The sequence below is a fragment of the Janthinobacterium sp. GW823-FHT06H09 genome (genome assembly GCF_058794735.1).
Genome location: NZ_JBXAHC010000013.1, coordinates 106,825 through 118,706, shown reverse-complemented (window position 1 = coordinate 118,706; position 11,882 = coordinate 106,825). Strand labels below are relative to the sequence as shown.

The 11,882-nt window shown below is 61.3% G+C and carries 13 protein-coding genes; all 13 read left to right on the top strand.

Translation table 11 applies throughout. The annotated features are described in order from the left end of the window. Window positions 1-39: 39 nt before the first annotated feature. The gene (locus tag AC1Q6X_RS21755) at window positions 40-678 is read left to right on the top strand and encodes a ubiquinone biosynthesis accessory factor UbiJ (protein WP_070292362.1); all 639 of its coding nucleotides are present in this window, start codon (window positions 40-42) and stop codon (window positions 676-678) included. Then, window positions 675-2,246 carry a ubiquinone biosynthesis regulatory protein kinase UbiB gene (ubiB, locus tag AC1Q6X_RS21750; RefSeq protein ID WP_070221638.1) on the top strand — a complete coding sequence of 524 codons (1,572 nt, stop codon included), beginning with the start codon at window positions 675-677 and terminating at the stop codon, window positions 2,244-2,246. The genes AC1Q6X_RS21755 and ubiB overlap by 4 nt, the downstream gene beginning before the upstream one ends. A 19-nt stretch (window positions 2,247-2,265) precedes the next feature. Then, complete coding sequence (locus tag AC1Q6X_RS21745; RefSeq protein WP_492498374.1) at window positions 2,266-2,868, top strand: methyltransferase; 603 nt, start codon at window positions 2,266-2,268, stop codon at window positions 2,866-2,868. A gap of 80 nt (window positions 2,869-2,948) precedes the next feature. Continuing rightward, window positions 2,949-3,257: an FmdB family zinc ribbon protein gene (locus tag AC1Q6X_RS21740; protein ID WP_230506580.1), complete on the top strand. Its 309-nt coding sequence runs from the start codon at window positions 2,949-2,951 to the stop codon at window positions 3,255-3,257. 40 nt (window positions 3,258-3,297) lie between these two features. After that, entirely contained in the window at window positions 3,298-3,939 is a 642-nt protein-coding gene (locus AC1Q6X_RS21735) for a DUF502 domain-containing protein (protein WP_070292364.1), read from the top strand. 69 nt (window positions 3,940-4,008) lie between these two features. Then, window positions 4,009-5,805, top strand: a complete 1,797-nt coding sequence (gene aspS, locus AC1Q6X_RS21730) for an aspartate--tRNA ligase (protein WP_070221635.1) — start codon at window positions 4,009-4,011, stop codon at window positions 5,803-5,805. Between the two features lie 84 nt (window positions 5,806-5,889). Next, window positions 5,890-6,354 (top strand): dihydroneopterin triphosphate diphosphatase, encoded by a 465-nt coding sequence (gene nudB, locus AC1Q6X_RS21725; RefSeq protein WP_492498373.1) that lies wholly within the window; start codon window positions 5,890-5,892, stop codon window positions 6,352-6,354. A gap of 19 nt (window positions 6,355-6,373) precedes the next feature. Further along, window positions 6,374-6,667: a hypothetical protein gene (locus AC1Q6X_RS21720; RefSeq protein WP_099409257.1), complete on the top strand. Its 294-nt coding sequence runs from the start codon at window positions 6,374-6,376 to the stop codon at window positions 6,665-6,667. Window positions 6,668-6,764: 97 nt separating this feature from the next. Continuing rightward, window positions 6,765-7,586 (top strand): endonuclease/exonuclease/phosphatase family protein, encoded by an 822-nt coding sequence (locus AC1Q6X_RS21715; RefSeq protein WP_070221632.1) that lies wholly within the window; start codon window positions 6,765-6,767, stop codon window positions 7,584-7,586. A 9-nt stretch (window positions 7,587-7,595) separates the two neighbouring features. Beyond that, a complete protein-coding gene (gene clsB / locus AC1Q6X_RS21710; protein ID WP_070221631.1) occupies window positions 7,596-8,759 on the top strand; it encodes a cardiolipin synthase ClsB in 1,164 nt (387 codons plus the stop codon). After that, entirely contained in the window at window positions 8,756-9,145 is a 390-nt protein-coding gene (locus AC1Q6X_RS21705) for an RNA-binding S4 domain-containing protein (protein ID WP_070312529.1), read from the top strand. The genes clsB and AC1Q6X_RS21705 overlap by 4 nt, the downstream gene beginning before the upstream one ends. A 258-nt stretch (window positions 9,146-9,403) precedes the next feature. Next, window positions 9,404-10,006 carry a TetR/AcrR family transcriptional regulator gene (locus AC1Q6X_RS21700; RefSeq protein ID WP_070312530.1) on the top strand — a complete coding sequence of 201 codons (603 nt, stop codon included), beginning with the start codon at window positions 9,404-9,406 and terminating at the stop codon, window positions 10,004-10,006. A 77-nt stretch (window positions 10,007-10,083) separates the two neighbouring features. Beyond that, entirely contained in the window at window positions 10,084-11,874 is a 1,791-nt protein-coding gene (locus tag AC1Q6X_RS21695) for an acyl-CoA dehydrogenase C-terminal domain-containing protein (RefSeq protein WP_034753387.1), read from the top strand. Window positions 11,875-11,882 lie beyond the last annotated feature (8 nt).

Sequence of the window (11,882 nt, the reverse complement as noted above, 5' to 3'; positions counted from 1 at the left end):
TTTTCATTTTTAGGGGCGCGTTTGGCGCGCAGGCACACGATGGCACCACTTTCCGATCTTTCCCTGATGACGCCCGTCATCGCCACTATCAACCATTTGCTGGCGCAAGAGCCGTGGGCGCGCCAGCAGCTGGCCGTGCACGCCGGCAAGCTGGCCTGCATCGATACGGGCGCCGTGGCCTTGCGCCTGCGCGTCGACAGCGCCGGCATGCTGGAGGCGGCACCGGCGGACGTAGTTGCCAATGTGACCATCCGCGTGAAATTGTCCGATGTGCCGCTGATCCTGCAAAACCGCGAGCGGGCGTTTTCCTACGTCAAGATCGAAGGCGATGCCGAGTTTGCCAATGCGATTTCGCAATTGAGCAAGGGTTTGCGCTGGGAAGCCGAGCACGACCTGGAAAAGGTCGTCGGTCCCATGCTGGCCACGCGCCTTGTTTCCGGTGCGAAAGATGCCGCCGCCTTTGTGCGTACGGGCCAGCAAAAGCTGGCAGAAAACGTGGCCGAATACTTTCTCGACGAACAGCCGATGCTGATCCGTCCTTCTACCCTGCAAGAGTATTCCGCTGGCGTGACGCGCGTGCGCGATGACGTCGAACGCCTGGCCAAGCGCCTTGCCCGGCTGGAAAAGGCGGCCGCCGCCGTCCAGCCGCAGTCCTCCTCACCGGATTTGTCTACATGATATTGAAATTCCTGCGCCTGTTTAAAATCATCCGTGTTTCCATCAAGTACGGTCTGGATGAGATAGCGATTTCTGGTCTGCAAGTTCCCCGCACCGCCAAATTGATCGACACCCTGATTTTCTGGCGCGACCTGTCGTCGCCACGGGGCTTGCGCCTGCGCCTGGCGCTGGAAGAGCTGGGTCCGATTTTCGTCAAATTCGGCCAGGTGCTGTCGACCCGGCGCGATTTGATGCCGCCCGACATCGCCGAAGAACTGGCGCGCCTGCAAGACCGGGTGCCGCCGTTCGATTCCGACCTGGCCATCGCGCAAATCACCAAGTCGCTCGGTGCGCACCCCGATCAACTGTTTGCCCGCTTCGAGCGCGAGCCGGTGGCGTCCGCATCTATTGCCCAGGTGCACTTTGCCACCTTGAAAGACGGCCGCGAAGTGGCCGTGAAGGTCTTGCGTCCAGGCATGAAAAAGCTGATCGACGAAGACGTGGCCCTGATGCACATCGCCGCCGACTGGACCAGCCGCCTGTGGGCCGACAGCAAGCGCCTGAAACCGAAAGAGGTGGTGGGCGAGTTCGACAAATACCTGCACGACGAGCTGGACCTGATGCGCGAGGCGGCCAACGCCAGCCAGCTGCGCCGCAACTTCGCCAACTCGGACTTGCTGCTGGTGCCCGAAATGCACTGGGATTATTGTTCCAGCAGCGTCATCGTCATGGAGCGCATGTACGGCATCCCCGTGTCGCAGACCGAGCGCCTGGTGGCGGCCGGCGTGGATTTGCGCAAACTGTCCAGCGATGGCGTGGAGATTTTCTTCACGCAAGTGTTCCGCGACGGCTTTTTCCACGCGGACATGCACCCGGGCAACATTCTCGTGTCCATCGCGCCCGACTCGTTCGGCCGCTACATCGCGCTCGACTTCGGCATCGTGGGTACCTTGAATGACTACGACAAGGATTATCTGTCGCAAAACTTCCTCGCCTTCTTCCGCCGCGACTACAAGCGCGTGGCCGAGGCGCACATCGAATCGGGCTGGGCGCCGAAGGACACGCGCGTCGACGAGCTGGAAGCGGCCGTGCGCGCCTGCTGCGAGCCGATCTTCGACCGCCCGCTGAAGGATATTTCTTTTGGGCAAGTATTGCTGCGGCTCTTCCAGACCTCGCGCCGCTTCAACGTGGAAGTGCAGCCGCAACTGGTGCTGCTGCAAAAGACCCTGCTCAATATCGAAGGCCTGGGCCGCCAGCTCGATCCGGAACTGGACCTGTGGCAAACGGCCAAGCCCTACCTGGAAAAATGGATGAGCAACCAGGTGGGCCCGCAAGGCTTCATGGAGCGCTTGCGCGCCGAGGCGCCCCGTTATGCGCACATTTTCCCGCAGCTGCCGCGCTTGCTGCACCAGGCCTTGACCGTGCATGGCGAACCGCGTGAAAACGACGTGGAACTGATGAAAACCTTGCTGGCGGAGCAACGCCAGACGAACCGCTTGCTGAGTTTTATCGTGTACTTTGTCGGCGCCTTCGCCCTCGGCGCGCTGGGCTTGCAAGTATTCATGCGCTGGCATCAACTGCCGTTTTAACTGGATCAGGACGTAAGTGATGGCTGACTTCCACAACCGCGACCCGCTCTCGCCCGCCTTCTGGGACGAGCGTTTCGAAAAGCAATTCACGCCCTGGGACCAGGGCGGCGTGCCGTCCCGCCTGCGCCGCTTCGTGGCCGGCAGTCCGGCGGCGCTGCGCTGCCTGATACCCGGCTGCGGCTCCGCCTATGAACTGGTCTTCATGCTCGATCACGGCTGGGATGCCACGGCCATCGACTTTGCGCCGGCTGCCGTGGCCGCCGCGCGTGCCCAGCTGGGCGAGCGGGCAGGGCAGGTGGTGGAAGCGGATTTCTTTGCCTGGCAGCCCGAGGCACCGCTGGACCTGATCTATGAACGGGCTTTTCTGTGCGCCATGCCGCGCGCCATGTGGCCGCAAGTGGCGGCCCGCTGGGCGCAGCTGCTGGCGCCGGGCGCCATGCTGGCCGGCTACTTTTTCTATGACGACAATGCCAAGGGGCCGCCGTTCGGCATTTCGCGGGAGAAACTGCAGGAATTGCTGGCGCCGCATTTCGACTGTCTGGCCGATGAGGCCGTCGATGATTCCATTGCCGTCTTCGCCGGCAAGGAGCGCTGGATGAGCTGGCGCCGCCGGGCGGACTGAAGCGGGCGGGGCATTTTCCGCTGGCGACAAAGGAAAAGCTTTATAATTCAGGGTTTTTGAAGTTTTTTCTCGGAGTAGAGATGCCGATTTACGCTTACCGTTGTGACGAGTGTGGTTTTGCCAAGGATGTCTTGCAAAAGATCTCCGATCCAGTACTGACGGTGTGCCTGTCGTGCGGCAAGCCCAGTTTCAAGAAACAATTGACGGCCGCCGGTTTCCAATTGAAGGGCACTGGCTGGTACGCGACCGATTTCCGCGGCGGCACGGCGCCCACCACGGCCATTCCGACGGGCCCGGCCGATAACGCCAAGCCCGCCCCGGCCGCCGAGAGCGCGCCTGCCGCTGCGCCTGCGCCCGCTCCTGCTGCCACCACGCCGAAAGCGGACTGAAAAGCGCGCCGCGCCGATACGATCCATTACCGAGAAACCGATGCGTAAATACTTTATTACCGGATTACTGATTTTGGTGCCCCTGGCCATTACGGCCTGGGTGCTGAATCTGGTCATCAGCACGATGGACCAGTCGCTGTTGCTGGTGCCCGGCAGTACGCAGCCCAGCGTCTGGTTCGGCCACAAGATTCCCGCGCTGAGCACCATTCCCGGCCTGGGCACGGTATTGACGGTGCTGATCGTGTTCTTCACGGGCTTGCTGACGAATAACCTGGTCGGCAATTACGTGGTGAAACTGTGGGAAAAATTGCTGCAACGCATACCCATCGTCAATTCCCTGTATTCGAGCGTCAAGCAAGTATCCGATACCCTGTTTTCCCCGTCGGGCAATGCCTTCCGCAAGGCCGTGCTGGTGCCGTATCCGCACCAGAACTCCTGGACCATCGCTTTCCTGACGGGCGTGCCGGGCGGCGATGCGGCGAACCACCTGGTGGGCGACTATGTCAGCGTGTACGTGCCGACGACGCCGAACCCGACGTCAGGCTTTTTCCTGATGATGAAGCGCAGCGATGTCGTCGAACTCGACATGAGCGTCGATGCGGCGCTCAAATATATCGTCTCGATGGGCGTGGTGGCACCTGCGGAAGTTGTTGCTGTACCGGCCCCGGCAGCCAAAGAATAAAGGCAGGCGTCCCATGCGGGACGTGGCCGGATTGAACACTCACTAACCTGAACTGAGAATTTTATGTCTATGCGTACTGAATACTGCGGCCTCGTTACCGAAGCCATGCTGGGACAAACCGTCAGCCTGTGCGGCTGGGTACATCGCCGCCGCGACCACGGCAGCCTGATTTTCATCGATTTGCGCGACCGCGAAGGCCTGGTGCAAATCGTCTGCAACCCGGAACAAGCGGAGATGTTCAAGGTCGCCGAAGCCGTGCGCAACGAATTCTGCCTGCGCGTGACGGGCGTCGTGACCAACCGTATCGAAGGCACGATCAACAACAACCTGAAGTCGGGCAAGATCGAAGTGGTCTGCTCGGAACTGGAAGTGCTGAACCCTTCCGTGCCCGTGCCGTTCCAGCTCGATGACGACAACCTGTCGGAAACGACGCGTCTGACGCACCGCGTGCTGGACCTGCGCCGCCCGCAAATGCAAAACAACCTGCGCCTGCGCTACAAGGTGACGATGGAAGTGCGCAAGTACCTCGACGCGCTGGGCTTCATCGACATCGAAACGCCGATGCTGACCAAGTCCACGCCAGAAGGCGCGCGCGATTACCTGGTGCCGTCGCGCGTGAACGCCGGCAGCTTCTTCGCCTTGCCGCAATCGCCACAGTTGTTCAAGCAACTGTTAATGGTCGCCAACTTCGACCGTTACTACCAGATCACCAAGTGCTTCCGCGACGAAGACTTGCGCGCCGACCGCCAGCCTGAATTCACGCAGATCGATTGCGAAACCTCGTTCCTGACGGAACAGGAAATCCGCGACCTGTTCGAAGACATGATCCGCGTCGTCTTCAAGAACACCCTGAACATCGACCTGCCGAACCCGTTCCCGGTGATGGATTTCGCCGAAGCGATGGGCCTGTACGGTTCCGACAAGCCGGACATGCGCGTCAAGCTGGCCTTCACGGACTTGACCGAAGTCATGAAGTCGGTCGAGTTCAAGGTCTTCAACGGCGCCGCCAACATGAAAGGCGGCCGCGTGGTGGCCCTGCGCGTACCGCAAGGCGGCAGTATGCCCCGTTCGGAAATCGACGCCTACACGCAATTCGTCGCCATCTACGGCGCCAAGGGCCTCGCTTACATCAAGGTCAACGAGAAAGCCAAGGGTCCTGAAGGTCTGCAGTCGCCGATCGTCAAGTTCCTGCCTGCCGACGTGCTGGCCACGATCCTTGAGCAGACGGGCGCGCAAGACGGCGACCTGATCTTCTTCGGCGCCGACAAGGCGAAAGTCGTCAACGACGCCATCGGCGCGCTGCGCGTGAAAATCGGTCACAGCGAGTTCGGCAAGAAAGCCGGCCTGTTCGAAGACGTGTGGAAGCCATTGTGGGTGGTCGACTTCCCGATGTTCGAGCACGACGAAGAAGCGGACCGCTGGACGGCGACCCACCATCCATTCACGGCGCCGAAAGACGGCCATGAAGACATGCTGGAAAGCGATCCGGGCGCCTGCATCGCCAAGGCTTACGACATGGTCTTGAACGGCTGGGAGCTGGGCGGCGGTTCGATCCGTATCCACCGCGAAGAAGTGCAGTCGAAAGTGTTCCGCGCATTGAAGATCGATGCGGAAGAAGCGCAGCTGAAGTTCGGCTTCCTGCTCGACGCCCTGCAATACGGCGCGCCACCGCATGGCGGCCTGGCATTCGGCCTGGACCGTATCGTGACCATGATGACGGGTTCCGAATCGATCCGCGACGTGATCGCCTTCCCGAAAACCCAGCGCGCGCAAGACTTGCTGACCCATGCGCCGTCGGAAGTTGACGAAAAGCAATTGCGTGAACTGCACATCCGTTTGCGCAGCGCCGAGCCTAAAGTAGTGTAATGAAGCATGCGGCTGCCCCGGCGGCCGCTGTTTGATCCACTATGCAAAAAAAGGCGCTGTTGTGGCGCCTTTTTCATTGTTGATATGACTCATAAAATCCCTGTTTCCGTGCTGGTCGTCATTCATACGGCTGACCTTGACGTCTTGCTGATCGAGCGCGCGGGCCAGCCCGGTTTCTGGCAATCCGTGACGGGTTCCGTCGATGCCGTCGACGAACCGCTGCTGCAGACGGCCGCGCGCGAATTGTTTGAGGAAACGGGCATCGTTGCCGATGGGAACGACATCGTGCTGCGCGACTGGAAATTGTCGAATGTGTACGAGATCTATCCGATCTGGCGCCACCGCTATGCGCCCGGCGTGACGCGCAATACGGAACACGTGTTCAGCGTGCAAGTGCCGCGCGACGTCGCCATCACCCTGAGCCCGCGCGAACACTTGCAATACGCGTGGCTGCCCTACCTGGCGGCGGCCGACCGCTGTTTCTCGTCGTCCAACGCGGAAGCGATTCTGCAATTGCCGGCCATGACGGGCCTGGCGCGCCATCGTTGATCTCATTCGAAAGCCTTGCATGTTGAACTGGTTTAATCTCTCCTTGCAACAAAAACTGGCCGGCACATTCTGCCTGGCGCTGTGCCTGGTCGTGATTGTGGCGGCCAGCCTGTACACGCCGCCCGAACGCACGCCGCCCGTCGGCTTGCCGCTGATGGTGGTGGGACTGCTGTTGCATCCCGGTATGTTTAGCAAGGGCAAGCGCACGGTGGCCTGGCGCGGCGCACCGTTGCTGGTCAAGGTGGTGTGGTCCGCCGGCATCGCGGCGGCCGGCGTCAGTGTCGCCAGCGGCCTGGCGCGCATGTTTGCCTGAGCCAGGCGAGGCCGAAGGCGAGCCAATCGAGGAATTAGGTGCGCACGCGCACCTACGCTGGCGCCGCGCGGGGCCCGTCTGGGAGTAGAATCCATGCATGAAAATCCGCGTAGCAACTTATAATATCCACAAGGGCGTCTCTTCCGTGCGGGGCTTGCCCAGAGTCCACGCATTGAAGCAGGCGATCGCCCTGTTCCATGCCGATGTCGTCTTCCTGCAAGAGGTGCAAGGCAAGCACGACCGCAATGCGGCCCGCTTTGGCGCCGAGAAAAATGGCCACAAGCATTGGCCGGAAGCGTCGCAGCATGAATTCTTTGCCGGCGCCGAGCACCATTCCGCCTACGGCATGAATGCCGTGTACGACCATGGCCACCATGGCAACGCCTTGCTCAGCAAATTTCCCATCGCCTCGCAAACCAACCATGACGTGTCCGACCATGCCTACGAGCAACGCGGCATCCTGCATTGCGTGCTCAAGACGCCGCAGGCCGACGTGCACTGCTACGTGGTCCACCTGGGCCTGTTCGAGTCGGGGCGGGGACGGCAGACGCAGGCGCTGATCGACGCCGTGATGGAATCGGCGCCGAATGGCGAACCCGTCATCATCGCGGGCGACTTCAACGACTGGCGCAACACGCTCAGCGATAAGCTGCGCAATGCGCTGGGCGTGGTGGAAGTGTTTGACCAGCGCGCATCGAACTCGGCCCTGGGCGACCTCGTGCGTACTCTGGCGCGGCGCCAGACGAAAACACCCGTCCCCGTACCGGCACGCACCTTTCCCGCCGCCTTGCCGTGGTTCCGCCTGGACCGCATCTATGTGCGCGGTTTCCACGTGGAAGGTGCACAAGTGATGCATGGCACCCTGTGGGCCAAACTGTCGGACCACGCGCCGATAGTTGCCGCTTTGAAACTCGCGTAGACTGCCGGCATGCGCACAGTCAATTTCATCGCCCACAACGACATCAAGCTGCTGTATTGCGGCACCGATTATTTTCCCGCGCTCATAGCGGCCATTGACGGCGCGCGCTCGGAAGTCTATTTCGAAACCTATATCTTTGCCGATGACGCCACGGGCACCCTGGTGCTCGACGCCCTGAAACGGGCGGCTGCGCGCGGCGTGCTGGTGTGCATGATCACGGACTGGTTCGGCACGGGCAACCGCCGCGTCAAGGCCATGCATGCGCAGCTGGAAGCGGCCGGCGTGCACCACCGCATCTTCAATCCCTGGTTCCGGCGCGGCATCACGCGCACGCACCGCAAGATCTGCGTCGCCGATGGCGAGATCGCCCTGGTGGGCGGCATCAATATCAACGACGACATGTTTTGCGACTACGATCACAGCATCAGCCTGGAAGCGCCGCGCTGGGATTTCGCCGTGCAGGTGAAGGGGCCGCTGGTGGACGCCATCCATGAAGAGGTGCAGGCGCAGTGGGCGCGCCTGGGCAAGATGAACCTGGTGCGGCGTATCAAGCTGTACCGCAAGATGCGCGTCGTCAGCAAGGAGCTGGCGAAAAACCCCGTCGTGGCCGGTTTTGTCGTGCGCGACAACCTGCGCAACCGCCGCACCATCCAGCGCGCCTACCTGCAGGCGCTGGGCCAGGCGAGGAAAAGCGTGATGCTGGCCAACCCGTATTTCGCGCCCGGTCACAAGCTGCGCCACGCCCTGGCCCAGGCGGCCCAGCGGGGCGTCGACGTGGTACTGCTGATCGGCGTGGGCGAATTCCGCATGCAAGATGCTGTGGCGCACTCGTTTTACCCGAAACTGCTGGCTGCCGGCGTGAAAATCGTCGAATACCGCAAGACGCAGCTGCACGCCAAGGTGGCCGTCGTCGACGACGACTGGGCGACGGTGGGTTCGAGCAATATTGACGCGCTGAGCCTGTTTTTGAACCAGGAAGCGAACGTGGTGATCAAGGACGTGGCCTTCGCGCAAAGCCTGCGCCAGCATATCGAGCAAGGCGTGGCCGACGGCATCGTGATTCACCAGGATGATTTCAAGCACATCGGTCGTTTCCGGCGCATCGGCTATGAAGCCGCCTTCCTCGTGTACCGGCTGGTGATGCGCATTTTTTCAGTAGGCAAGTACGCATGAACGAGATGACAACGGTCAGGCTGGACAAATGGCTGTGGGCGGCGCGCTTCTTCAAGACGCGCTCGCTGGCCAGCGAAGCCGTCGACACGGGCAAGGTCAAAGTGGGCGGCGAGCGCGTGAAACCGGCGCGCAGCGTGCGCGTGGGCGACGAGCTGGCCATCGACAATGGCGCGGAGACGTGGGAAGTGGCCGTGCTGGGCCTGTCCGACAAGCGCGGCGCGGCACCCGTGGCGCGCCTGCTGTATGAAGAAACGCCGGCCAGCATCGCCCGCCGCGAGCAGCTGGCCGAGGAGCGCAAGCTGTTCCGCGAGCCGGGCACCACCATCAAGGGGCGGCCGACCAAGCGCGACCGCCGTCAACTGAGCAAGGCTGGCGGCCTCGACTGAGGCGCGATTGTTACTATAAGGCAAGGGCGCACGGCGCTTTTGCCGTTTGAAACCGATACAAACACGCAGTCAGAAAATGCTGCGCTGCACCAATAGAACGCCGGCTCTAAAGTTCCCGTTTGACTTTTACGTGGTAGTGGATAATAGTACGAGCGTTCGGATTTTTTCGAAGCGTGCTTTTTTTTTACCCTCGCTTCAGTCCGCCAAATCGGCAACATCACTTTTAGAACGGACATCTTGAATACTTCAGTCAAATTCATGCGCAAGGGCGAGCTGACCCGTGCAGCCATCCTCGACGTGGCGCTGGACCTGTCCAGCCGCGACGGCCTGGAGGGCCTGACGATTGGGCTGCTTGCGGACAAAATGAACATGAGCAAGTCGGGCGTGTTTGCCCACTTCGGCTCGCGCGAGGACTTGCAGATGGAAGTGCTGAAGCTTTATCACTATCGTTTCGAGCAAGAAGTCTTTTTCCCCAGCATGAAAGAACCACGCGGCATCCAGCGCCTGCAATCGATGTTTGCGCGCTGGGTCAAGCGGGTCAGCGTGGAAATCGCTTCCGGCTGCATCTATATCAGTGGCGCCGTCGAGTATGACGACCGTCCCGGTCCCATCCGCGAGGCCCTGGTGGCCATGGTGCGGGCCTGGCAGGGCGCGCTGCTGCGCTGTGTCGAGCAATCGATCGCCACGGGCGACCTGAAAGCGGACACGGACGCCCAGCAGCTGGTGTACGAGATGTATGGCCTGATCCTGGCCCTGCATCACGACGCGCGCTTCCTGCGCGTGCCGGGCAGCATCGAACGGGCGCAAGCGGGATTTGTCCGCCTGCTGGCGTCGTACCAGAATTGCGCCACAAGTAAATAAGCCGTCAGGCAGTATCCGCAACAACGCACACGCACTACAAGTACAACACTTTAGCTAATCGCCTTCAGGAGAAAATTATGGGTCAATACGTCGCGCCAATCCGGGATATGCAATTCGTCCTGCATGAGTTCCTGCAAGTGGAAGAAGAACTGAAGCAAATGCCGTCGTACGCCGACGTCGACGCCGACATCATCAACCAGGTGCTGGAAGAGGGCGGCAAATTCACCTCCGAAGTATTGTTCCCGCTGAACCACTCCGGCGACCGTGAAGGCTGCCACCACGACCCCGTCACGAAAAGCGTGACCACGCCGAAAGGTTTCAAGGAAGCCTACAAGCAGTACGTCGAAGGCGGCTGGGCGGCGCTGGCTTGCGATCCGGAATACGGCGGCCAGGGCTTGCCTGTCGTGCTGAACAATTCGTTCTATGAAATGCTGAACTCGTCGAACCAGGCCTGGTCCATGTACCCGGGCCTGTCGCACGGCGCCTACGAGTGCCTGAAGGAACACGGCACCGACCACCAGAAGGAAGTCTACCTGCCGAAGCTGGTGTCGGGCGAATGGACGGGCACCATGTGCCTGACCGAACCGCACTGCGGCACCGACCTGGGCCTGCTGCGCTCGAAAGCGCTGCCTGAGGCGGACGGTTCCTGGACCATCACCGGCAACAAGATCTTCATCTCGGCCGGCGAGCACGACATGGCGGAAAACATCCTGCACCTGGTGCTGGCCCGCGTGCCGGACGCGCCGGAAGGCTCGAAAGGCATTTCGCTGTTCCTGGTACCGAAATTCCTGCCGAACGCGGATGGCACGGTCGGCGAGCGCAACCCGATCACCTGCGGCGCCATCGAAGAAAAAATGGGCATCCACGGCAATTCGACCTGCCAGATGAACCTGGACGGCGCGAAAGGCTGGATCATCGGCCAGCCGAACAAGGGCCTCAACGCCATGTTCGTCTTCATGAACGCGGCCCGCCTGGGCGTGGGCATGCAGTCGCTGGGCCTGACGGAAATCGCTTACCAGAACGCGCTGATCTACGCCAAGGACCGCACGCAAATGCGTTCGCTGTCCGGCATCAAGAACCCGGAACTGCCGGCCGACCGCATCATCGTGCACCCTGACGTGCGCCGCATGCTGCTGACGGGCAAAGCCTACGCCGAAGGCGCGCGCGCCTTCACTTCGTACGTGGCGCTGCAGATCGACCGCGAACTGCACCACCCGGACGCCGACGTGCGCAAGGAAGCGGCCGACGAAGTGGCGCTGCTGACCCCCGTCATCAAAGCCTTCATCACCGACAACGCCTGGATCGCCACCTCGGACGCGATGCAAGTGTTCGGCGGCCACGGCTACATTTCGGAATGGGGCATGGAGCAGTATGTGCGCGACGCGCGCATCAACATGATCTATGAAGGCACGAACACGATCCAGTCGCTGGACCTGCTGGGCCGCAAGATCTTGGGCGACAACGGCGCCAAGCTGCGCAAGTTCGGCGAAAAAATCAAGGCTTTCGTCGAAGACAACGGCACCGATGAAGCGATGAGCGAATTCGTCACCCCGTTGGGCGACCTGGGCGACAAAGTCACCAAGCTGACCATGGAAATCGGTATGAAGGCCTTCCAGAATCCGGACGAAGTGGGCGCGGCCTGCGTGCCTTACCTGCGCGTCGTCGGCCACATGATCTACAGCTACCTGTTCGCGCAGATGGCCAAGATCGCCCTCGAAAAAGAATCCAGCGGCGACAAGTTCTACACCGCCAAACTGGCTACCGCACGTTTCTACTTCGCCCGCTTGCAGCCTGAAACGGCAACCCTGATCCGTCAGGCGCGTTCCGGTTCGGCCAACCTGATGGCACTCGACGCAGACCTGTTCTAAGACTTGAG